Origin of the sequence: Dorea sp. Marseille-P4042, from assembly GCF_900290215.1 — a bacterium.
Taxonomy (GTDB): Bacteria; Bacillota; Clostridia; order Lachnospirales; family Lachnospiraceae; genus Dorea; species Dorea formicigenerans.
Genome location: NZ_OLMI01000002.1, coordinates 24,605 through 49,674 on the forward strand (window position 1 = coordinate 24,605; position 25,070 = coordinate 49,674).

Sequence of the window (25,070 nt, forward strand, 5' to 3'; positions counted from 1 at the left end):
TCCATTATATTATCATGTTTTCCATATTAATTCAATATAATTCCAATATCATTCCGTTTTATTTCCATTTATGTAAGTAATTTAAGAATGCCTCGGCAGGATTGCAGAACCCCAAAAAGAGGAGTGATATTGTACTAAATACAATATCACTCCTCTAATTTACATGAATTCTCGTATCCTTTATAGAATCAATTCTACTCTTCTGCTCCATAGAGTGTTACAAGTTTCTTCAGATACTCGTATCTCTCCATAGCCTCCTGCTCATTTTTCTTGAACAGTCTTGCTGCCTTCTCCGGATTAGCTCTCTTCAGTGCGTTGTAACGTACTTCTCCGTCCAGGAATTCCTGATATCCTTCTTCCTTAGGCTCTTTGCTATCCAGTGTGAACTTAGCGCCCTCTGCTGCAGGGTTGAATCTGAAGTTATTCCAGTATCCACACTCTACTGCTAACTGCTCCTCAGTCTGAGCTTTGCTCATACCTTTCTTAATACCATGGTTGATACATGGAGCGTAAGCAATGATGAGTGATGGTCCCGGATAAGCCTCTGCCTCTGCAATTGCTTTTACAGTCTGGTTATAATCAGCACCCATAGCGATCTGTGCTACATATACATAACCGTAACTCATTGCGATTCCTGCAAGGTCTTTCTTCTTTGTCTCTTTACCACCAGCTGCGAACTGTGCTGTAGCACCTGTCTTAGTAGCCTTTGAAGCCTGTCCACCTGTGTTAGAATAAACCTCTGTATCGAATACCATGATGTTAATATCCTCGCCACTTGCAAGAACATGGTCTACACCGCCAAATCCGATATCGTAAGCCCATCCGTCTCCACCAAAGATCCACTGGGATTTCTTAGCCAGGAAGTCTTTGTTCTTAACGATGTCCTTACATGTATCACAATCACAACCATCTAATGCTGCAACAAGTTTATCTGTAGCGTCACCATTAGATGCTCCACAGTTAAATGTGTCAAGATATTCCTGACAAGCTGCTTTTACTTCTGCAGATGCTTTATCGCTTGCAGCAATTGTCTCAACTTCTGCTTTTAATCTCTTTCTGATAGCCTTCTGGCCAAGTAACATACCATAACCAAATTCAGCATTATCCTCGAACAGTGAGTTAGACCATGCCGGTCCCTGTCCCTTAGCGTTTACTGTATATGGCGTAGACGGTGAAGAGTTACCCCAGATAGAAGAACATCCTGTAGCATTAGCGATATACATTCTATCTCCAAATAATTGAGTTACCAGTTTTGCATATGGTGTCTCACCACATCCTGCACAAGCTCCTGAGAACTCTAACAGTGGCTGCTTGAACTGACTTCCTTTTACTGTTGCAGGTTTGAACTTCGCAACAACCTCTGGTTTTACCTCGATCTCACGGCCAAAGTCAAATGCTTTCTGAGAACCTGCATTTGCTTCCATGTTCTCCATAACAAGAGCTTTTTCACCCTTCTTACCTGGACATACATTGACACAAGATCCGCAACCTGTACAGTCATAAGCAGATACTGTCATTGTAAATTTCAGTCCCGGCATACCGATCATATCGATTGCTTCTGTTCCTTCCGGTGCTTTAGCAAGCTCTTCTTCTGTAAGTGCTACCGGACGGATAACTGCATGTGGACATACATATGCACAACGGTTACACTGTACACAATTTTCTGATTTCCATACCGGAATATCTACTGCAATACCACGTTTCTCATACTCAGCAGATCCTGAAGGTGTAGAACCATCAGCATAATCAACAAATGCGGATACTGGCAGGTTATTACCTTCCTGTGAGTTAACTTTTGACTGAATATTTTTAACAAATGCAACTACATCTGCGCGACCGTCTTTTACTTCCGGAGTAAAGAGTCCCTCATCCGGACAGGATTTCCATGAATCCGGAACCTGAATCTCTACAACCTGTTTTGCACCGGCATCAATAGCATCATAGTTCATCTGTACAATCTTGTCACCTTTTCTTCCGTAAGTAGCTTTTGCTGCTTTCTTCATAAGGTCGATTGCCTCTTCCTCAGGAATGATTGCTGCAAGCTTGAAGAATGCTGACTGAAGAACTGTATTGATACGTCCGCCAAGTCCGATTTCTTTACCAATCTTAATACCATCGATTGTGTAGAATTTAATATTGTGGTCTGCAATGTAAGCTTTTACCTGTCCCGGTAAATGTTTCTCAAGACCTTCCATATCCCATGAGCAGTTCAGAAGGAATGTTCCTCCGTCTACTAACTCCTGAACCATGTTATATTTATTTACATAAGATGGATTATGACATGCTACAAAGTTTGCTTTGTGAATCAGGTAAGTAGATTTGATTGGCTTCTTACCGAAACGCAGGTGTGACATTGTAACACCACCGGACTTCTTAGAATCATAATCAAAGTAAGCCTGTGCATACATATCTGTGTTGTCACCAATAATCTTGATAGAGTTCTTGTTAGCTCCAACAGTACCATCTGCTCCAAGTCCCCAGAACTTACAGTTGATTGTTCCCTCTGGTGTTGTAACCAGCGGAGCTCCAACTTCCAGTGACAGATGTGTAACATCATCCTCAATACCAATTGTAAATCTCTTTCTGTCAACATTGTTAAATACAGCAACGATCTGAGCCGGTGTTGTATCTTTAGAACCTAATCCATAACGTCCACAATTAACCGGAATACTATCAAACTTAGATCCTTTCAGTGCAGATACGACATCCAGATATAATGGCTCTCCTTCTGCTCCTGGCTCTTTTGTTCTGTCAAGAACATTGATATATTTTACAGTGTCCGGAATAGCGTCGATAAGTGCCTGTGCACAGAACGGTCTGTAAAGACGAACCTTTACAACTCCGACTTTCTCTCCGGCTGCTCTTAAGTAATCGATTGTCTCCTCAATAGTATCGCAGACAGATCCCATAGCGATGATGACTTTCTCAGCATCCTCTGCTCCATAATAGTTAAACAGTTTATAATCTGTTCCAATCTTAGCATTAACTTTGTCCATGTACTCCTGAACGATTGCCGGCATAGCATCGTAGTATGGGTTACATGCTTCTCTTGCCTGGAAGAAGATATCCGGGTTCTGAGCGGAACCTCTCTGGCATGGGTGATTAGGATTCAGAGCATGTTTTCTGAATTCATCGATTGCATCCATATCTACCAGATCTTTCAGATCTTCATAATCCCAAGTCTCAATCTTCTGAATCTCGTGTGATGTACGGAATCCATCAAAGAAGTTGATAAATGGAAGTTTTCCCTTTAATGCTGCACAATGTGCAACTGGTGTCAGATCCATAACTTCCTGTACACTGGACTCACACAGCATAGCTGCACCAGTCTGACGACAGGCGTAAACATCAGAGTGATCTCCAAAAATTGAAAGTGCATGACTTGCAAGTGCACGAGCTGATACATGGAATACTCCAGGAAGCTGCTCACCTGCAACTTTATATAAGTTAGGAATCATCAACAGCAATCCCTGAGATGCTGTAAATGTTGTTGTAAGTGCTCCTGCTGCCAGGGATCCATGAACGGCTCCTGCTGCACCAGCCTCTGACTGCATCTCTGTTACCTGAACAGTCTCTCCAAATATATTCTTTCTGCCTTCTGTAGCCCACTCATCTACATGCTCCGGCATAACAGATGATGGTGTAATTGGGTAAATAGCTGCTACTTCAGTATATGCATATGAAGCATGTGCTGCGGCCTGATTACCATCCATGGTTTTCATTTTTCTTGCCATTTTGTTGTTCCTCCTTAGACATTATTCAAGAAAACTAATTCTTTACATATATCTTATATTATAGTCCGGCACTTCTTAAAAGTCTAGATATTCTCCGTTTCTTTTTGTTCCTTTTTTGATACAAAATTAACGACGCTTCTCTTTCTAATGCAATAACACTAAAAAAGCTGCCTAACAAGCAGCTTTTTTCTTAATCTTTATTCGATTATATACAATCAAAACAAATGATACAACTACAATGGTTCCGGCAAGAACCTGTGATACCGGAATTTCTGTACCCGGAATCCAGAGCTGATCTGTTCTTAATCCCTCGATCCATGCTCTTCCTGCACCATATCCAAACAGATACATCAAGAATACTTCTCCCTGGAACTTTTTATGTCTGCGATACAACAACAGTAATATCAACAAGGCGAAACACCACATAGACTCATAAAGATATGTCGGGCTCACTTGAATATAAGATACCCCATCCACTGTTTCCATGTGTTTTCTCATTAAATCCGTGATATCCGAAGATCTGACTGCATCTACCGGAAGTTTCATAGCAAATAATCCATCTGTATACTCACCAAATGCTTCCCTGTTAAAGAAATTTCCCCAGCGTCCGATTGCCTGTCCAAGTACAAGTCCAAGACCTGCTGTATCAAAGATCTGTGCTGCTGATAATTTCTTCACTTTTGCAAATACAATTACTGTAAGAACCGCTGCAATCACACCGCCGTAAATTGCAAGCCCTCCCTGTCTGAGGTTAAAAATACTAAGCAGGTCATCTTTGTACATATCCCATGAAAAAATCACGTAATATGCCCTGGCACCGATGATTGAAATGATTACTGCACAAATAGACAGATCATAATAATCTTCTTCTTTCTGTCCAGTTCTTTTTGCTTCATATACTGCCATAAAAATTCCGGCAAGAATCCCAGCACCTATGATCATTCCGTAATAAGCAATATCAAATCCAAATACTGTAATATGATTCCCTACTGAAGAAAGATGTATTCCCAGATGTGGAAAATCAATCGTTCTAGTCATTTTTCATACTTCCTTCCACACTGTGATTATACATTAAATCGGAATAACATAATATCGCCGTCTTTTACTACATATTCTTTTCCTTCCAGACGGATCAGACCTTTTTCTTTTGCAGCTGCATGACTTCCACATGCAATCAAGTCATCATAAGAAACAACCTCTGCTCGGATAAATCCACGTTCAAAATCAGAGTGGATCTTTCCTGCTGCCTGCGGTGCCTTTGTTCCCTCTGTAATTGTCCATGCACGGACCTCCGGTTCACCTGCAGTCAGATAACTGATCAGTCCGAGGAGCTTGTAGCTTGCCTTGATCAGTTTCTCAAGTCCTGACTCAGTAAGACCAAGATCTTCCAGGAACATTTTTTTCTCATCATCATCTAATTCAGAAATCTCAGCTTCAATTTCTGCACATACTACAAATACTTCACTTTCTTCTTTTGCAGCATACTCTCTGACTGCCTGAACTCCTGCATTGGAAGCTCCGTCATCTGCAAGATCATCTTCTGATACATTTGCAGCGTAGATGACCGGTTTATATGTCAGAAGATTATAACTCTTAAGCCACTCCTCTTCTTCCTCATCTTCTACTGCGTCAAATGTCTTGGCAAGTCTTCCATCTTCCAGATGTGCTTTGATCTTCTCAAGAAGAGCCAGCTCTTTTGCTGCTGCCTTGTCATTTCTTGCAACCTTAGTTGTCTTTGCAATTCTTCTCTCCAGGATCTCAAGGTCTGAGAAGATAAGCTCCAGATTAATTGTCTCAATATCTCTGAGCGGATCAATACTTCCATCTACATGTACAATATTACTGTTCTCAAAACAACGTACTACATGCACGATAGCATCTACTTCACGGATATTTGCAAGGAACTGATTTCCAAGCCCTTCTCCTTTTGATGCTCCCTTTACAAGTCCTGCAATATCTACGAACTCAATTGCAGCCGGGATGATCTTCTTCGTGTGATACATCTCGCCAAGGACATTCAGTCTCTCGTCCGGCACAGTTACAACTCCGACATTCGGGTCAATGGTACAAAACGGATAGTTTGCAGACTCCGCTCCTGCTTTTGTCAGTGAATTAAAAAGGGTACTCTTACCTACATTCGGTAATCCCACGATTCCTAATTTCATCTTTCTATATTCCTCCTATAAATCCTCTTTATCTTTCTTAATAACCTTAATACAATACCCTGTATTATACCATAGCATCTTATCTTTGTGAATAATCATTTTCATCTCATCCCCGATCTCATCCCCGACTCTTTCTCTTTATATTTCCACACTTTCCGAAATGAATTTTTCAAATTTTTTTCGCTTTACAAGCTTTTTTGTACCCTCGTTGCAACATCAAAGGTGTTTATTGGCTTTCTATCTCTTCTTACATATAAAATGTGTAACCATGACATTAATAAGCACGAAAGAAAACATTACACCTACAGTAATAAGAATCGGCCAATGAAATGTAAAATATGACAATTTATTTTCCATATAAATTTTCACACCAACCAAGACTACCATTCCCGCAGTAAACAACAATCCCATCACACACATAAAATAATAACTGCCTTCTCCAAAGAGCATTAATTTCATTTGCTTATCGGTCATCCCGATGCTTTTCATAATATCAAATTCTTTTCTCCGAGCGTACATCCCGGTAAATACGACGTTACAATAATTGGTCAATCCCGCAATGAATAATATGATGCTTATAGCACCTAGGAGAATTCGATTTCCTCTCATATATGTTTCTTTTTGCTGCATCAGGTCTGATTTACAGATAACAAAAACTCCTGCTTCGCCGGTTCCTTCATCCATTGATACTTCTGTCATTTCGGATCGTTTTTTATTTTCCTCGGAGACCAGCTCGCTGATCTGTGTTTTCACATAAGGTTCTTTTTCCGGATTGGCAGTTAATTCCATTGTTAATATCTTTTTCTCAGTTGGTATCTTTTGAAAGCCTTTCTCACTGATAAAATAGTATAAGCTGCATTCTCCATGCCAGGATTGATTTATTTCCGGGAAATCATCGTTTTGCCGATCCAAATAACCACATAGAGTAAATGTTTCAGATTCTTTTTGAGGGAATTCGTCTTCCTGTTGTTTCTCTTTATTCTCAGAATTACTTTGTTCTTTTCTACGAATCGCATCTTCTCTTGAGAGCAAAGTTTTAAAGTATACCGGTTCGCCAATTGCTTCATCTGCAAGTTTTTGCTGTTCCGGGGTCAGCATATGATCATGTATGAGCAACACGCCATTTCCTTCTTCCAAAGATTTCAAATCAATATTGAGTTGATTATCCTGAACGTATTTCTCAAGCGACAAGATTTGATTGTCATTTAAAATCTGCACAGTATCCCAACTGAATCCTTCCACCATATTGTCATCTGTAAGATTCGAAAGCCCTTCGTCATAAGGACGGATGCCCTTTCTGGACATAACTGTAGTTACATAAGCTCCTTCGATCAAATTAGATTTTTCCCAATCGATACCATCTATCTTGTGTAATTTTTTCTCCAACTCTTGAGAAATTGGTGAAAATTCATCATAATCGTTATCATACAACAGTTCCACACCATCTCCCTGCGTCAGCAAAGGATCCACATCGATTTCTCTTGTTTTATATTCTTCCCCACACCCCTGGCTTTTCCCAAATTCGCTAAACTCTCCTGCCAGCAAAAAATCAGGACGTTTCTCAAGAAGATGCTTATAATCACATCCATTTGTAAGTACATTCATTAGAATAAAGGATAGGACACCTAAAAATATAGAAAGACTTGTAATGATAAATCGTGCTTTCTGTCGTGTTATATTTCCCCATGCAATATAAAGCATTTCTCCTATTTCAGAACGTTTCAACACCATTTCCACAGGATGTTTTCTTTTTCTGTTAAGCTTATTTCCATCATAAGTAGCACTCTCAACGCAAGACAGAGTCGTTATTTTTCTAATAACACCTTCCGATGCTATCCACAGAATTCCATTTACAAATAGAACAGAAATCAAAAGAATCCACGGCCTGAAAAAGGAAAGTATCGTGTTTCCTCCCATTTCCTGATAAAAATGAAAGCCTAATATTTTCGGTATCAATAAAATCAAAATCAGTGCAGAAATCAAGCTTCCCAAAGCAGAGCCTTTTAACATGAGTAATCGCATTTGTTTCCGGTAAATTTTCGTAATCTGTCTTTCTGTAGCTCCAATCGTGTGGAGCAAACCGAGATTTTGAACATCTTCACTCATGGATATCCAAAGGACATTGCGCACAAGGAAATAAATTCCGCACAAAATACCTATCGTTCCTAATATCACCATCTCATATCCACCTGCGAATTTAGAAACGGCAGTATATTGTGCTGTATCAGAAACGTATATCTTCTGATCTGCACTCTTCATCGGCAATGCCTGATATAATTTTTCTTCTGTTTTGCTTCTGCTTAAATGATTGCTCTGACTGAAAAGTAAAGTATAGGGACCCTTTTCCAGTTTCAACTCTTTAATTTTGTCATGTGAAATATATCCGGTTGCTAATTTATTTCCAGAGTCCGTATACCAGCCACATAGCTTGAATTTTTCTTTCGAATGCTCGAACAGACCTTTGTATACATCTAAGTTTATTTCCATTCCCTGTTCTGGTTCAGAAATACCTAGTTTTTTCAATGCCCTCTCAGATAATAGAATTTCATCCTTTTTCTGTGGGTAATTTCCAATCACATTGGTATATGCAGGCTTCAAAAAATTGTTCCAACTTTCTGAGTCAGCCCATACTACATCACATATCGTTTTTTCATTATTTTCTGAAACGTCTGTAGCTTCACCTACAAAAATGCTTTTCCCAACCTGTTTTATATAATCCAGTTGTTTTAATTTTGCATATTGTTCTTCTGTTCCATCTTCTATTCTGCCCGAAGAAGCTGTTCCATTTTCTCTGATCAACCTTATTTCTTCTGCCTGTATTTTCCCAACGGAGATTCCGAATACCATGGTAATCGCAACAATGCCGATTATGATCGAGCAAAACAGAATCGTATTTCTCACCTTTTTTGTGCCTGCAAAATTTTTAGCCAGAAATCGGATTATGTCTTTATTGTTATTTGGAATGTTCTTATGAAACATAATGATACCTCCTAACAATCGTTACAATCTCTTGTATAGATTTTCCCATCAGACATACGTATTACTCTGTCTGCCATCTGTGCTACTTCCTCTTGATGCGTCACGATCAATGTCGTCTGATGGAATCTTGCGGCACAGGATTTTAGTAATCCCACAACTTCCATACTTGTAACAGAATCCAGATTTCCGGTCGGTTCATCCGCCAGGACAATTGCTGGTTTCGTTAATAATGCCCGCGCGATAGAAACTCGCTGTTGCTGCCCGCCGGACAGTGTTGATGGAAAACGTTCTAATTTATCTTTTAATCCAAGTGTTTCTACAATCTCATTAAAGAAACCTACATCAATTTCCTTGCCATCAAGGCGCATCGGAAGAACTATATTTTCGCGTATGCTAAGAGAAGGTATCAAATTATATTGCTGAAATACAAATCCGATATTTCTTCTTCTGAATATCGTTCTTTCTTCCTTGTTAAGATCTTTTAAACTTGTATTTCTGATCCAGACACCTCCAAAATCCGGCGTATCAAGACCACCCAAAATGTTCATAAGTGTTGTCTTTCCACATCCAGACGTACCGACAACTGCTATAAATTCGCCCTCTTCTACTGTTAGTGACACACCATCTAAAGCACGCACTTCATATGTATCAGATGTATAATATTTTTTTAGATTTATGGCTTTAATTATGTCCATCTTTTCTGTAAACTCCCTTCGCAAATACTACTTTTTTTCAGCCATACTCTATTTTACATGGTGCATCTTACAAACTTCTTACAAGGTGCATATGAATTGTCTATATCGGAAGATTCACCTCTATAAGCATCCCTGGATTCATTTGTTTTGCTTTTATCATCCCTTTTTGTAATAAAACAATCTCTCTGGAAAGATATAAACCAATTCCGCATCCTTCCTGACCTCTTGTCTGCTCGCCTCGATAAAATCTTTGAAAAATTTTGTTTTCTTCTCCGTCTTTTATCCCGATTCCATAATCTCTTACTTGAATTTTATAAAACATTTCCGTTTGTTTCATTGTGATATCGATCGTACTATTGCTTTTGCTATATTTGACTGCATTATCAAACACATTATAAAATGCCTCACACATCCAGTTTTTATCATGTTCGCAAATGATTTTCTCCGACAATTCTACTTGAAAAAAGATACGTTTATCTTCTGCCTTTTTCTGTATTTGCCCCAACGCATTTAGAATCGTTTCAACAAGATTTTCTTTTTGAGTGTGAACTTGTATGATTCCCTGCTCTAATCGAGCAGTTTTTATAAAGCTTTCCACTAAAAAACATAATTGTTCTTCACTCGTTCGCAAGTCTTTCATGTATTCTGTATTCAATACTTCTTGCGTTTCATCCAATGACTCTTGCAGCAATTCTGTATAATTTTTTATATTCGCCAGCGGTGTCCTTAGTTGATGCGCTATCTCAGAAATCAATTTTTGTATCTCATATTGACTTTTTTCAGCCTCTTTTCTTCTTCCTTCTAACATTTCCTGTAAACGGATTAACTGATTGGCTGTTTTAGAATAAAGCGTTTCCTTCCCTATATCAGAATCATCTAGGTCATTGCCATTTATTAAAGATTCGGTCAGTTTATATATTTTGTTCATTTCCTTTGTTCTAAAATGATTTTCAACTAAATATACAGTGCTTCCTCCGAGTATGAAACCTACTAAAAATACTGTGAAAATTGCTACAGCCATGCTAATCTCCCATTCTATATCCCATTCCAAATACATTACTGATAACTTTCGATGATTCATTTAATTTCTTTTTCAATCTGCTGATCATAACGCTAATTGTGTTAGGATCAATGAATTCACTATCGATTCCCCATATATTTTCCATGATCATCTCTTTTGTAAGAACCTGATTCTGGTTCATAATAAAATATTCCAAAAGCTGATACTCTTTGAGTGTTAACGATATTTCTGTTTTTCCTACAAAAACCTGTTTTCTATCCGAATACAAGATAACCTGCCCGCACATAAAAACATTTTCATTTGATTTTCTCTTCAAAACAACTTCCATACGTTTTAACAATACCTTTATTGAAAATGGTTTGACCACATAATCATCTGCTCCTATATCAAATGCTTTTAACATATCTTTTTCATCATCTTTTGCAGTTAAAAAAATTGCTGGGATTCTTCCATTTTTTTGAAGCTCTTGATATAGATTTATTCCATCTCCATCCGGTAATCCAATATCTACGATCAACAAATCTACAGATCTATCTATATTTTTAATTGCTTCTTTTCTTGAAGCGGCAAGAATCGTTGTATAACCTTGATTTTTCATAGATGTATCTAATGCTTTTCTTAACAAATTGTCATCTTCTATAATTCCTATTACCATACACACCTCCTGATTTTTCTAACTTATATATTAAAAATGTCCTTGCATTCTTACCGTTATGTAAAAAAGCAGGATATATCCTTTTTTCGAGAACATATCCTGCCTGATATTTTATGACCCCAACATCATTTTGTCTGTTTACTTTTTATCCAGGGTTTCCATCAGAATTACAATCCCGGAACCAAATGTAATCTTTACTTCATCTTCTTCGAACTGGTTGCTGACACACAGACTGTCATAAGGTGTGAGCTTATGATCATGAAGCGGATATTTTGCACCTTTGATGCTCAAGCTGTAAATCTCCTGTCCTAATGGGAATATTGAAAAATACGGTCCATATGCATCCTCGCGACGGATTACTGTGTCGCCGCCGATCAGGCGAATCTTATTCTGGGAATCCAGAATGACCGCATCAACTCCCGCTTTAAATGGAATTGTGAGTGTCTGTACATTTGCCCACAGATGGTCGATTCTTCCACCGGTCGCTCCGAGGATATAGATTTCACTGGCTCCAAGTGTCATTGCCAGGCGAATTGCGATTTCTGTATCTGATGCATCTTTTACCGGATTAAATTCGCGGATCGGAACTTTCGTCTCATTGCAGTAATAGTCTCCGATTTTCTGGTCTACACTGTCGAAATCTCCAACAATATAACTTGGAAGTATCTTATGATGATAAAGAAATTCCATTCCCTTATCAACACCAATAATAAACTGACTGTCCAGTGTTTCAAGTTCTGATAATACAAAAGATTCCTCTAACTCTCCACCACTTACAATCACAATTTTCTTACTCATAAGTCTTCAAAATCTCCATCATCGCTTTTGTATTTTCTGCAGGGTCTCCTTTAAATACTGCTGAACCGGCTACAATAATATTCGCTCCTGCATCCAGTACTTCTTTGACATTAGTCTGGTAGATTCCTCCATCGACCTGGATATCTACGAAAAGTCCCTGATCTGTGATCATTTTTCTCGCCTCACGAATCTTATCCAGAGATTCCGGAATAAACTTCTGTCCTCCAAATCCCGGATGTACACTCATGATCAGTAACATATCAATGTCTTTTAACAGATTCTCTACTTTTGAAACCGGTGTTTCCGGGCAGATAGAAAGTCCTACTTTCATTCCACAATCACGAATCTTCGCAATTGTAGCGTTCACATCTTCACAGGCTTCCAGATGAATCGTCACGATATCGGCTCCTGCTTCTTTAAAAGCCTCCACGTAACGAATTGGTTCCTGCACCATAAGATGCGCATCCATAACCTGGTCTGTTGCATTGTGGATAGATTTTAATACCGGCATTCCAAAAGAAATGCTTGGAACGAACATTCCATCCATGACATCAAAATGCAGATATTTTGCACCATTATCCTCTGTAAATTTCATCTGCTCTCCAAGAACTTTAAAATCTGCCGACAATATTGACGGCGCTAAAATGTAATCCATAACTAGTACCTCCTCTTATTTTTCAATTCCTCATATAACTCTTTATAATCTTCATATCTGACAGCATGGATTTTTCCTTTTTCGACGGCTTCTTTCACAGCACAACCTGGTTCATGAATATGATCACACCCGTTAAATCTGCACTGACCTTCATAAGGTTCAAACTCCGGGAAATAATATTTCAGCTCTTCTTTTTCAAAATCATTCACATATAATGAACTGAATCCAGGCGTATCCATAATATAAGAATCTTCACCAATCATAAATAGTTCTGAATGTCTTGTCGTATGCTTTCCTCGCTCAATCTTTCTACTGATACTGCCGGTTTCCATATTGGCCTTTGGATTTAAAAAATTGATAATTGACGACTTTCCGACCCCGGAAGGGCCAGCAATTGCTGTAGTCTTACCTTCCAGCATCCTGCGCAAAGTTTCCATATTCTTTTCTTCTTTTGCACTGACAAATATAAGCTGGCACCCACATTTTTCATAGATTTCCGCCAGTTCCGATAATTTTTCTTCAGAAGCAATATCCTCTTTATTAAAGCACAAAATCACCGGTATCTCTTTCGTCTGCATCATAACAAGAAATCTGTCAAGCAGGTTAAAATGCGGACTTGGCTTTGCCGCTGCAAATACGACCAGTGCCTGGTCAATATTAGCAACTGCTGGTCGGATCAATTCATTCTTTCTCTCAAAAATGTTTATAATACTTCCAGTCTTTTCCACTTCACTTAAAACTTCGATTTCTACGTCATCGCCTACCAGTGGTTTTTTCTTATCCTTGCGAAAGATTCCTTTCGCTTTACATTCATAAACACCGGATTCTACTACATGAACGTAGTAGAATCCGGCAATTCCTTTTACTATCTTTCCCTGCATCTTTTTCTATATCCTATTGCTGACCGCTGTCACTTCCACTTCCACTGCCGCTGTTGCCATTGTCCGTATTTCCACCAGTATTCGTGTTATCAGACGGTTTCGGTCCACGGCTTAATACATAAGTGATCGTGCTGCCTTTCGATACACTTCCTGAAGCCGGGCTCATAGAAATGATTGTTCCTTCTTCATAGTTACTGCTGTATTCATCTTTCTGCTTACTTGCATTCAAACCGTTCTGAGATGCCCATGACAGAAGTTCTTCCTCATCTTTTCCTGCAAAGTTCTGGATACTTACCTTATCGCTGCCACTGCTAAGTACCAGATTGACGGCTGTTCCGGCTGATACTTTTTTACCAGGTGTCACGCTCTGAGAAATAACATTTCCCTTTGCTACACTGTCATCATGCTGGGTGCTGGTAGATCCTACAGTAAGTCCTGCTGCCTGAATCTCACTTCTGGCATCTGCTTCAGATTTTCCACGCACATCCGGTACTGTCTTCTTCTGAGCTCCCTTACTTACAATCATCTTAATCTGCGTGCCTTTTGCTGCTTTGGAATTTGCTGCAGGTGTTGTATTGATTACATTACCTTCAGCTACATTATCATCATACTGAAATTCTGAAGTAGGTTCAAATCCTGCATCTGTCAATTTCCCCTGAGCTTCATCCTCGCTCATGCCAGATACATCCGGCACAATAATCTCTTTTCCAATTAATGCGGAACTTACAACTACATGAACGGTTGAATGTTTCTTTACCTTTGTTCCGGCTTTTGTCTTCTGCTCACTGACTGTTCCTTCCTCATACTTCTCAGAATCTTCTCTAGAGTCAACTTTAATTCCAAGGTTCTTATCTTTCAGTGCTTTTGTTGCTTCTTCTTCTGTCTTTCCGACAATATCAGGTACTTTTACTGTATCTTTGTCTGATGAATCTTCTGTTGTTGTTCCGGATCCAATAGATTTAAAAATTCCTGCTGCTTTTCCGACTGCAAAAATCAAAATAAATGCAATGATCAGTGCCACTACAATCATTAGAATCTTCATGACCTTGTTCATACGTGGATTAACTTCTTCTGCGCCTTTTCTGCCATCATAATCGTCATCATCGTACTCTTCGTCGTCATCATCATAACGGTCATCACCATAATCATCGTCATAGTCATCGGCGCCATAATCATCGTCATCTCCGTAATCATCGTCATCTCCGTAATCATCATCATAGTCGTCATAAGAACTTCTGATATCATCCAGTTCATCATCTGTGATAATCACTGTATCTGCATTACGAAGTGGCGGAATTTCAACAAAATCCCCGTCCGGATCCATCATAGATCTCTTCAGATCTCTTGTCAGATCTGCTGTACTTGCATAACGTCTCTCACTGTTCTTCTGGGTACATTTTAAAATAATCTGCTCCAGACTGTACGGAATATCCGGTGCATACTCTGACGGAGGTGTGATTTCCTGCTGCAAATGCTTCATAGCAACTTCCACTGTTGACTCTCCGTCAAATGGTACTCTTCCGGTTACCATCTCATATAGTGTGATACCAATCGAATAAATGTCACTCTTCGCATCACTATAGCCGCCTCTTGCCTGTTCTGGAGATGTATAATGAACAGATCCCATTGCATTGGAACTGATCGTATTAGAAGTAACAGCCTTGGCAATCCCAAAATCAGTCACTTTGACCTTACCATCTCTGGATATCATAACATTCTGAGGTTTAATATCACGATGTACGATACCTGCCGCATGTGCTGCCCCGATACCATTGCACATCTGAATTGCAATGCTAATGACTTCTTTATGGGAAAGCTTTCCCTTCTTTTCAATATATTCTTTTAAAGTGATGCCCTCTACCAGTTCCATCACCATATAATAAAGTCCCCGGTCCTCTCCGACATCATACACATTTACGATATTCGGATTCAGAAGTCCTGCGGCTGCCTGCGCTTCTGAATGGAATTTACGGACAAAATTCTCGTCTTCACGATATTCTTTTTTCAATACTTTGATCGCGACATAACGGTTCAGCATTGTGTCTTTTCCCTTATAGACATCTGCCATACCACCGGCACCAATTTTGCTCAGTACCTCGTATCTCTTTCCTAATACAATACCATCTTTTACCATGCACTCACCTCATCTGCAAGCGGCTCAGCTAAAACAACCCCTATGTTATCTCTCCCGCCATTGCTGTTTGCTTTTTCGATCAACATCTGTACTGCCTCGACGATGTCTCTCGCTCCCTTTACAATATCAAACATATCCTCATCTTCAACCATATTACTGAGACCATCGGTACACATCAGGATCATATCCCCCTTTTTCAGCCGATATTCGTAAATATCAGCCTCTACTTCTTCCTTGACCCCCATGGCTCTTGTAATAATATTCTTATCCGGATGATTCTTAGCTTCTTCTGCTTTTATACCTCCCAGACGAACCATCTCTTCAACAAGAGAATGATCCTTGGACAACTGTTTTATCTTATCACCAATCAGATAAAGACGACTATCTCCGACATTCGAAAAATATAAAGTATTCCCTATTACAGTAGCTATTACGAGTGTCGTTCCCATACCTTCTAACTTCACATCAGACTGTGCTGCCTGTATCAGCTTATGATTTGCTACAGACACAATACTCTTCAAGATTTCTTCCGGTTTATCAAGTTCTGTCTTTTCCAGTTCTTCATGGACAACCTTCACGGTATATTTTGACGCAAAATCACCCGCTTTATGTCCTCCCATTCCGTCTGCTACTACAAGCAGATTCGGAAAAGGACCTACCGGCTTATCTGTCACATAGACATAATCCTGATTCATCTCACGTTTTCGACCCACATCAGTCTTCGCATATATCTTCATCTGGTCTCTCCTCTTTTACAGCACCATATCGTCTTCTAAGCTGTCCACAGGCTCCATCAATATCAGAGCCTCTTTCCCTTCTAATAGTAACATTTATTCCGTTTTTTTCAAGTTTATTTTGAAATTCCATAGCTTTTTTGCTATCTGGCTTTTTGAAATCCCTCTCCTTAATTGGATTTACCGGAATCAAATTCAGATGACAGTTACGGTGTTTCAATATCCCGGTCAGTTCTTTTACATCGTCCGGTCCATCATTCACGCCTGCCACCAGACTATATTCAAAGGTCACTCTGCGCCCGGTCTGCTTGTAATAATCATCACAGGCTTCCAGTACTTCTGAAAGTTCGTATTTATTCGCGATCGGCATCAGTTTTCTACGCTTTTCCTGACTGGAACCATGCAGCGACAATGCAAGAGTAATCTGAAGTCCTTCCCCTGCCAGTCTGTGAATATTGGGTACAATTCCACAAGTGGAGGCTGTAATACTTCTCTGGCTGATATTCAGCCCATGTTCATCACTAAGCATATGTATAAATTTTACAAAGTTATCGTAATTATCCAAAGGCTCTCCTGTTCCCATAACAACAACATTGGATACTCTTTCGCCTGTCATCTTCTGGATCTGATAAATCTGTCTTAACATCTCAGAAGTTGTCAGATTTCTCTCAAGCCCATCCAGTGTAGACGCGCAGAATCTGCACCCCATCCTGCATCCGACCTGTGAGGAAATGCATACCGAATTGCCATAGTTGTATTTCATAAGAACGCTTTCGATACGGTTCCCGTCCTCCAGCTCAAACAAAAATTTTTCTGTCGGATCCACCTTGGAGATCTGATGGGCGACCACTTTCACTTTACAGATTTCATACGCCTGATCAAGTTTTTCCCGAAGTGCTTTCGACAAGTTTGTCATCTCATCGAATTCTTCTGCCAGTTTTTCATGAAGCCATGCATAAATTTGTTTTGCACGGAACGGTTTTTCTCCGATGCTCTTTATCTCATCTTGTAATTCATCATAGTTATAAGATACGATATCTTTTTTCTCCATGACCTTGCTCCAATCTATTGTTTTCTAAATTCGGCAATATAGAATCCATCCCTCATATCGCTTCCCGGCAGCATCTGTTTTTCCCGGATTTTTTCAAATTCCGGAAAGTTTTCCACAAACCATGCCGCGTTATCCTCATTTTCTTCCCGATTAATTGTACAAGTGCTGTACAGAAGTTTTCCTCCTGGTTTTACATAATTATGGACAACTGTCAAAATCTGTCTCTGTAAGTCTGCAAGTCCTTTCGCCATCTCTACTGTCATCTTACTCTTCAAGTCTGGTTTTTTACCAAGAATTCCAAGTCCTGAACACGGAAGATCTGCAATTAGAATATCTGCTTTTTCATAAGACGCCTCATCATTGATCGTCGCATCCTGGCATACAGCCTCTATGTTATCAAGTCCGCTTCTTTCAATATTCTCTTCAATCAACGCAACCTTGTATTCTGTCAGATCTCTTGCTTCCACATACCCGGTTCCAGACAACTTTTCCGCAAGGTGAATTGCTTTTCCTCCCGGTGCTGCACAGACATCGATCACATAATCTCCTTCTTTCGGTTCTGCCCATTCGGCCACCTGCATGGAACTGATATCCTGGATATAGAAATATCCTTTCTGAAATGACAGAAGTCCTGCCAGATAATCATAATTGGTCAGTTCATATGCATAAGGAAGTACCGGGTGTCTGCGATAGACCACACCATCTTTTTCCAGTTCTTTTTCAAATTCTTCCTTTGAAACAACAGCTGTGTTACGTCTGACTGTCACTGGGCGCTCTTCAAGAAATGCTTTTCCCATCTTCTCTACTGTCTCTTTTCCATATACCGAGATCCACTTTTCTACCATCCACATTGGCAGAGAATATCTCACGGAAAGACAGGCAATCTCATTGGAAGGATCCGGATATGAAACCATGTCCAGATTTCTGCTGATATTACGAAGGACTCCATTTACAAACCCTTTTAGATTCACAAATCCTTTTTTCCCTGCAAGTTTTACCGCTTCATTACACACCGCACTGTCCGGTACGTGATCCATATATTTTAACTGGTAGACCGAACTTCTTAAAATCGTGCGGATCACTGGTTTCTGTTTGTTCACTTTTACTTTTGAAAATTGATTGATGATATAATCAATCTCTATCTGACGCTCAAGCGTGCCCTCCACCACTCTCGTGATGAATGCACGTTCTCGTTTTTCCAAATACTGATATTTATCAAGAACATTTTTCAGGGCTATATGACTGTACTCCCCGTCTCTTGTAATTAAGAGCAGCGTCTCCAGTATGATTTCCCTTACATTTACCTGAGTTGCCATGTGTCTATCCTCATTTCCTTTTTATCAAACTATATCTTCACTCAATCACACCATCTTCACGACTACTCTTCTTCATTTTAACTAATCTCTTCAATGTCTAGTCGTCTCTTCTGCCACCTGTCAGAATCAGGATTCGCAAAAGCTGAAGGATTGCAGAAGCTGCACCTGCAACATAAGTAAGTGCTGCTGCCGTCAGTACCTTTTTGGTTCCGGAAAGTTCATCCGGATATAATAGATTGCTCTCACCCAGAATCTTTATCGCTCTTCTGGAAGCATTGAATTCTACCGGAAGTGTTACGATCTGAAATAACACTGCCAGTGAGAATGCCAGAATACCAAGATTCAGTAACGCTTGGGACATCTGGGAATTAAAGAACAATCCCAGAAGAATCAGCGGCCACGCAATGGTACTTCCAAAATTGGCAACTGGAACAAGTGCACCACGAATCTGTAGCGGTGCATATCCCACCTGATGCTGGATTGCGTGTCCGCACTCATGTGCTGCTACTCCGACAGCTGCCACCGATGTCTGTCCATAAGTCGCATCAGAAAGCCGGAGTACTTTTCCTCTCGGGTCATAATGGTCTGTCAGATTACCGGATATCCTCTCAACCCGGACATCATAGATACCAGCCCTCCTCAGGATTGTCTCCGCAGCCTCTCTTCCTGTCATACCAGAATGACTTCTCACTCTGGAATATTTATTAAATGTTGAATTCATCTTCGCAGATGCAATCATGCAGATGACTACACCGATCAAAACAAGTACATAGGTCGGATCAAAATACATTGGATAATACATAACTTTCTACCTCCTTTATCCTTTAGGGGTATTATATATGAAAAAGACGCAAAAACACGTCTTTTCATACTTTCTTAACATTTTTTTAGAATTTCTCCATATTCCAGGTGATTTCCTCTAAGAAATGCGCCTGCATCCATACGTTTTTTGCCTTGAAGCTGAAGTTCCTCAATCTTCAGAAGTCCTTCACCAGTCTGGACATAAAAACTGTCTTTTTCCACTTTTACAATCGTTCCGGCTTCCTGGTCTGTATTGTCTTCCACGACATCTGCCTGCCACAGCTTGATCACTTTATCATTCCAGTGTGTGTAAGCACTTGGCCATGGGTTTAAACCTCGGATCAGGCGCTCAATCTGAACAGCCGGATCATTCCAGTTAATATTACCAAGATTCTTATCCAGCATCTTTGCATATGCAGTCGTGCTCTCTCCCTGCGGCTCCCATGTAGCTGTCTTATCTTCCAGACATTTCAAAGTCTCTACACAAAGCTTTGCTCCTGCCTCTGCCAGTTTATCGTGCAGGCTTCCACCAGTCTCCTTTTGATCTAGCGGGATTTCTGTCTTTAAGATCATATCTCCTGTATCCAGGCCTTCGTTCATCTGCATCGTTGTCACACCAGAAACCTTCTCACCATCAATGACTGCCCACTGAATCGGTGCAGCTCCTCGATACTTTGGAAGTAAAGATGCATGGACATTAATGCAGCCATAAGGTGTCATCTGTAGAATTTCCTTTGGAAGAATCTGCCCAAATGCAATAACAACCATAATATCTGCGTTATATTTTTTCAATTCTTCAATACATCCCGGCTCCCGGATCTTTTTTGGCTGATAAACCGGAATGTCCCGGGCAAGAGCTGCTTCCTTGACCGGCGTATACTGCATCTTGCCGCCACGCCCCTTCGGTTTATCCGGCTGTGTCACTGCAAGAACAACCTCATGCCCGGCTTCTGCAAGCGCCTCTAATGTGCCAACAGAGAAATCCGGTGTCCCCATAAATATGACTTTCATCTATTCCTATTCCTCTCCCTCTTCTACATTGTGAATACCGCCTTCAACAAGATCTACATACATTTTTCCATCCAGATGATCGATCTCATGGCAGAACGCCCTCGCCAGAAGTCCTTCGCCTTCCATCTCAAACTCATTCATATCTTCATCCAAAGCTCTGACTTTTACATAGTTCGGTCTTGTCACCTGTCCACATTTTCCAGGTACACTTAAGCATCCTTCTTCTCCTGTCTGCTCTCCGGAAGTTTCCAAAATCTCCGGATTGATCAGTATGATCGGACCTTCCCCTACATCAATCACTACAATTCTTTTTAACACTCCGACCTGTGGAGCTGCAAGTCCGACTCCCATAGCCTCATACATGGTATCTAACATATCCTCGATCAAAATCTTTGTACGGATACTCATCTTTGTTATTTCTTTACAGTGTTTGGTCAAAACATCGTCCCCAAGCACTCTGATTTCTCTAATTGCCATAATCTTTTTTCTCCTTTACCTGCTACATTCTATCTTATGACGCCTGTGGATTGCAGCCTGCTTTGCATCGGCATCATGTCTTCACTCTGATAATCTTATTATTACGGATTCATATCAAACTGTATCTTCAATGACTGAAAGCCCCGATTGATCTCAATGTATTTTTCCATCCGATCCTTCACCGCCATCAGGATTCTTTCATCTTCACTTTTCAAATAGATGACCTTACGGTAAATATCATTGATTTTCCCTATGCCTGGACTTGCTGGTCCAATGACTGCCATCGGTGCTTCTCCAGCTGCCCGCACTGCAAAATCTTTCAGATATCCTGAAGCTTTCGTAAGAAGTGCCTCGTCTGCCCCTGAGGCATAAATTGCCATCAGCCCGGCAGCCGGCGGATATCCCATAAGTCTCCGGTAACTGATTTCTTCTTCATAAAAACTTTCATAATCCTGCTTTGCGGCATTTACAATACTATAATGCTCTGGACTGTATGTCTGAATCACAACCTCTCCCGGAAGATTCCCTCTCCCGGCACGGCCTGCAGCCTGCACAAGAAGTTGAAATGTACGTTCTCCGGAACGGTAATCGTCCCCATACAGTGACATATCTGCCGCCAGAATTCCAACCAGTGTTACCCCAGGAAAATCATGACCTTTCACGATCATCTGCGTTCCAATCAGAATATCTGCTTCTTCGTTTGCAAACGCTGACAGAATCTTCTCATGCCCGTCTTTATTCTTTGTCGTATCCAGATCCATACGCAGGACTCTTGCCTGTGGAAAGCGCTTCTTTACCAGATCCTCTACCTGCTGCGTTCCCATGCGGAATCCACCAATATAAGGTGAACCACAGGACGGACAAGTTTTGATCATCCTCTCCTCATGCCCACAGTAATGACAGATGAGCCTGCCTCCTCTGTGCTCTGAGAGCGAAACATCACAATGAGGACATTTTACTACATATCCACAGGACCTGCAAGAGACGAACCCCGCATATCCACGCCGATTGAGGAAAAGCATCATCTGGTGGTGCTCACTTAAACACTTTTCCATAAGTTCTGTCAGTCTGTCACTTAAAATACTGCGGTTTCCATTCTTTAATTCTTCCCGCATATCGACCGTGTATACCTTTGGCATCACTTGCCTGGTAGCACGGTTCTTTAATTCCAGCATCGTGCAGCTCCCCCCCTGGCACCAGGAAAATGCTTCCACAGAAGGTGTTGCTGAACCAAGTACGACACTTGCCTGTTCCATCTGTGCACGGTGTATTGCAGTCTCCCTTGCATGATATCTTGGCACCTGCTCACTTTTATAAGTAGGTTCATGCTCTTCATCAATCACAATCAGTCCCAGATTGGAAAATGGTGTAAAAAGCGCAGATCTAGGTCCAATCATCACATCCACTTCTCCACGTCTGACACGCTCCATCTGATCAGAACGCTCTCCCTGGGAAAGTCTGGAATTCAAAATCGACACCCGGTTCCCAAATCTGGCATAGAAGCGCATCACCGTCTGATAAGTCAGCGCAATCTCCGGAATCAGCATAATTACCTGTTTTCCCTGACTGACCACCCGACTGATCATCTCAATATAAACTTCTGTCTTCCCACTTCCGGTTACGCCATAAAGCAGATATGTTCCGTAATGTCTCTGACTGTAATCTTTCCAGAATGTGTCGATTGCCTGCTGTTGTTCTGGTGTATGTGTAAGTGGACCGAAATCTTTTTTCTGGTAGTGTATCGGATTACGGAAATTCTCTTCTTCCTGAATCTCCAATACTCCCTGCTCTTCCAGAGAACGAATGACCGAAAGTGTGACATTTAACTTCTTTGTAATGAGCTCATAGTCCTGCTGCGGCTGATCTAACAGCCCTGCCAAAAGCCTTGCTCTTGCCTTTTGGTTCTTATGCAGATAAATATCTAACTGCTTCTTTCCTTTCTCTTCATTTAAAAGAAGCTTCACCTTGCGTTTGTGCTGGATCCGCTCTTTTTTCTTAATAGGAAGTACCGTCTTCAATGCCTGGATCATAGTTCCACCATAGTATTCTCGGATCCATGCAGCTAGAGCAATAAGTTTTGACTCGATTTCCTGATGGTTTTCTTCAATACAAAGAACTTCTTTAATTTTTGCGAGGTCGTAATCTGCTTTTTCAGAAAATCCTATCACATATCCATGAGTTTCTTTATTCCCTTTGCCAAATGGAACTATAACTTCCATTCCAACTTGAAGCACCCCCTCAAGTTCTGGGGGGATGCGATACTGAAACACTTTATCTAATTTTTCATGCGTAATATCAATAATAATATCAGCGAACATTACTCTCCTTTAAGTTCTTCCAATACTTCTTTAATCAGGACTCTCTCATCCATGTCATATTTCACGCCTTTGATTTCCTGATATGTCTCATGTCCCTTTCCAGCCAGCACAATGACATCACCCGGACGTCCATGCTCGATGGCATAACGGATTGCCTCTTTACGGTCACAGATGTCGATATATTTTCCATCTGTCTTTTTCATACCCACGATGATATCATCAATAATTGCCTGTGGCTCTTCGAATCTCGGGTTATCTGAAGTAATGATTGTAAAATCAGACAGTTTTCCGGATACCTCTCCCATCTCATAACGTCTTGTTTTAGAGCGGTTTCCGCCACAGCCAAATACCGTCACAATACGTCCCGGATTGTAATCACGAAGTGTGTGTAACAAGCTTTCCAGTGCCATAGCATTATGCGCATAGTCAATCATAAGTGTAAAATCATCGGATACCTTGACCATCTCAATACGGCCTTTGACCTTTGCGACTTTCAGTGCATCTTTGATTTTCTCAATCGGTACATTAAAATGTCTGCATACTGCAATAGCTGTCAGTGAATTGTACACACTGAATTCTCCAGGAATGTCGATTTCCACATCAAAGTCCATCAGTCCTGTCACATGGTACCAAACTCCAAGATATCCCGGTCTTGAGATGTGCTTCACATCGATTGCACGAAGATCTGCCTTCTCCCCAAATCCAAATGTCTCAATTTCGCAGGTTGCACCTTTAAATACATCTTCGAACCACTTGTCATCTACATTTCCAATTCCAACTTTGCACTGTTTGAACAGAAGTCCTTTACAGCGCTTATAGTCCTCAAAATCTTTATGCTCATTCGGTCCAATATGGTCTTCTCCAAGATTTGTGAAGATTCCGATATCAAACATAATCCCTGCGGTTCTGTGAAGCATCAGTCCCTGTGAAGAAACCTCCATAACCACACAGTCACATCCTGCTTCCACCATCTGTGCAAAATACTTCTGAATCGTGTAAGACTCCGGTGTTGTATTATTAGATGGAATGGTCTTATCCCCGATAATTGCCTCAATCGTACCAATCAATCCGACTTTGTGTCCTACTTCCTCCAGAATAGCTTTTACCATATAAGTTGTTGTTGTCTTACCCTTGGTACCGGTAATTCCAATGGTCTTAAGCTTTTCAGCCGGATATCCGAAGTAGGCTGCTGACATAAGTGCCAGTGCGTATCTTGTATTTTCTACTTTGATAACGGTCAATCCCTCTGGCACTTCCACATCTTTTTCCACAATAACCGCTGCAGCACCTCTTTCTGCTACATCTTTTACATACTGATGACCATCCGAGACAGCACCACTGATACACACAAACACACTGCCCGGTACGACCTTTCTGGAATCATTGACAAGTTCTGTAATCTCTATATTATCACTGCCTGCGACCACCTTGTAATCCAGACGCTCCAATAACTTTGTTAATTTCATTCTCTATGCCTCCTGATCATATTTTCAAGAATATTTCCTTAAATACCTATTGAAATAATACAAGGTACCATGGAACACTTTCATTTTATTATATACCACCCCTTAGACGAAAAGCAACGAATTCGTAAATACATCTCGAACAAAAAATTAAATTTTTCCTGCTTTTCTCTAACCATTTT

The 25,070-nt window shown here is 40.5% G+C and carries 19 protein-coding genes and 1 pseudogene; all 20 read right to left on the minus strand.

Annotated features, from left to right (window positions below; translation table 11 throughout):
* Positions 1 to 194 precede the first annotated feature (194 nt).
* Positions 195 to 3,734 carry a pyruvate:ferredoxin (flavodoxin) oxidoreductase gene (nifJ, locus tag C7E02_RS05605; RefSeq protein WP_105309029.1) on the minus strand — a complete coding sequence of 1,180 codons (3,540 nt, stop codon included), beginning with the start codon at positions 3,732 to 3,734 and terminating at the stop codon, positions 195 to 197.
* 171 nt (positions 3,735 to 3,905) lie between these two features.
* The gene (gene lgt / locus C7E02_RS05610) at positions 3,906 to 4,772 is read right to left on the minus strand and encodes a prolipoprotein diacylglyceryl transferase (protein ID WP_105309030.1); all 867 of its coding nucleotides are present in this window, start codon (positions 4,770 to 4,772) and stop codon (positions 3,906 to 3,908) included.
* 26 nt (positions 4,773 to 4,798) lie between these two features.
* Positions 4,799 to 5,899 carry a redox-regulated ATPase YchF gene (gene ychF, locus C7E02_RS05615; RefSeq protein ID WP_005334323.1) on the minus strand — a complete coding sequence of 367 codons (1,101 nt, stop codon included), beginning with the start codon at positions 5,897 to 5,899 and terminating at the stop codon, positions 4,799 to 4,801.
* Positions 5,900 to 6,037: 138 nt separating this feature from the next.
* Positions 6,038 to 6,103: pseudogene (locus C7E02_RS20640) on the minus strand (excisionase); the annotation flags it as partial.
* Between the two features lie 33 nt (positions 6,104 to 6,136).
* Entirely contained in the window at positions 6,137 to 8,878 is a 2,742-nt protein-coding gene (locus tag C7E02_RS05620; RefSeq protein ID WP_105309031.1) for an ABC transporter permease, read from the minus strand.
* A gap of 11 nt (positions 8,879 to 8,889) precedes the next feature.
* Positions 8,890 to 9,573, minus strand: a complete 684-nt coding sequence (locus C7E02_RS05625; protein WP_105309032.1) for an ABC transporter ATP-binding protein — start codon at positions 9,571 to 9,573, stop codon at positions 8,890 to 8,892.
* Positions 9,574 to 9,673: 100 nt separating this feature from the next.
* Positions 9,674 to 10,594, minus strand: coding sequence for a sensor histidine kinase (locus tag C7E02_RS05630; protein ID WP_242978759.1), 921 nt, complete (start codon positions 10,592 to 10,594; stop codon positions 9,674 to 9,676).
* Between the two features lies 1 nt (position 10,595).
* Positions 10,596 to 11,249, minus strand: coding sequence for a response regulator transcription factor (locus tag C7E02_RS05635; protein WP_105309034.1), 654 nt, complete (start codon positions 11,247 to 11,249; stop codon positions 10,596 to 10,598).
* Between the two features lie 138 nt (positions 11,250 to 11,387).
* Positions 11,388 to 12,047, minus strand: coding sequence for a thiamine diphosphokinase (locus tag C7E02_RS05640; protein WP_005337183.1), 660 nt, complete (start codon positions 12,045 to 12,047; stop codon positions 11,388 to 11,390).
* The gene (gene rpe / locus C7E02_RS05645) at positions 12,040 to 12,702 is read right to left on the minus strand and encodes a ribulose-phosphate 3-epimerase (protein ID WP_005337174.1); all 663 of its coding nucleotides are present in this window, start codon (positions 12,700 to 12,702) and stop codon (positions 12,040 to 12,042) included. Before rpe ends, C7E02_RS05640 begins: the two co-directional genes overlap by 8 nt.
* Positions 12,703 to 12,704: 2 nt before the next feature.
* Positions 12,705 to 13,583 (minus strand): ribosome small subunit-dependent GTPase A, encoded by an 879-nt coding sequence (gene rsgA, locus C7E02_RS05650; RefSeq protein WP_005337173.1) that lies wholly within the window; start codon positions 13,581 to 13,583, stop codon positions 12,705 to 12,707.
* 13 nt (positions 13,584 to 13,596) lie between these two features.
* Positions 13,597 to 15,717: a Stk1 family PASTA domain-containing Ser/Thr kinase gene (pknB, locus tag C7E02_RS05655; protein ID WP_105309035.1), complete on the minus strand. Its 2,121-nt coding sequence runs from the start codon at positions 15,715 to 15,717 to the stop codon at positions 13,597 to 13,599.
* Positions 15,711 to 16,454 (minus strand): Stp1/IreP family PP2C-type Ser/Thr phosphatase, encoded by a 744-nt coding sequence (locus tag C7E02_RS05660; RefSeq protein ID WP_005334343.1) that lies wholly within the window; start codon positions 16,452 to 16,454, stop codon positions 15,711 to 15,713. The genes pknB and C7E02_RS05660 overlap by 7 nt, the downstream gene beginning before the upstream one ends.
* The gene (gene rlmN / locus C7E02_RS05665) at positions 16,432 to 17,502 is read right to left on the minus strand and encodes a 23S rRNA (adenine(2503)-C(2))-methyltransferase RlmN (protein WP_105309036.1); all 1,071 of its coding nucleotides are present in this window, start codon (positions 17,500 to 17,502) and stop codon (positions 16,432 to 16,434) included. The genes C7E02_RS05660 and rlmN overlap by 23 nt, the downstream gene beginning before the upstream one ends.
* Positions 17,503 to 17,516: 14 nt before the next feature.
* Complete coding sequence (gene rsmB, locus C7E02_RS05670) at positions 17,517 to 18,818, minus strand: 16S rRNA (cytosine(967)-C(5))-methyltransferase RsmB (RefSeq protein WP_105309037.1); 1,302 nt, start codon at positions 18,816 to 18,818, stop codon at positions 17,517 to 17,519.
* A 97-nt stretch (positions 18,819 to 18,915) separates the two neighbouring features.
* Entirely contained in the window at positions 18,916 to 19,620 is a 705-nt protein-coding gene (locus C7E02_RS05675) for a zinc metallopeptidase (RefSeq protein ID WP_005337165.1), read from the minus strand.
* 74 nt (positions 19,621 to 19,694) lie between these two features.
* Positions 19,695 to 20,630, minus strand: a complete 936-nt coding sequence (gene fmt / locus C7E02_RS05680) for a methionyl-tRNA formyltransferase (protein WP_105309038.1) — start codon at positions 20,628 to 20,630, stop codon at positions 19,695 to 19,697.
* Positions 20,631 to 20,636: 6 nt separating this feature from the next.
* Positions 20,637 to 21,107 (minus strand): peptide deformylase, encoded by a 471-nt coding sequence (def, locus tag C7E02_RS05685; RefSeq protein ID WP_022279168.1) that lies wholly within the window; start codon positions 21,105 to 21,107, stop codon positions 20,637 to 20,639.
* Positions 21,108 to 21,208: 101 nt separating this feature from the next.
* Positions 21,209 to 23,425, minus strand: a complete 2,217-nt coding sequence (gene priA, locus C7E02_RS05690; RefSeq protein ID WP_105309039.1) for a replication restart helicase PriA — start codon at positions 23,423 to 23,425, stop codon at positions 21,209 to 21,211.
* A complete protein-coding gene (locus C7E02_RS05695) occupies positions 23,425 to 24,891 on the minus strand; it encodes a UDP-N-acetylmuramoyl-L-alanyl-D-glutamate--2,6-diaminopimelate ligase (RefSeq protein WP_105309040.1) in 1,467 nt (488 codons plus the stop codon). Before C7E02_RS05695 ends, priA begins: the two co-directional genes overlap by 1 nt.
* Positions 24,892 to 25,070 lie beyond the last annotated feature (179 nt).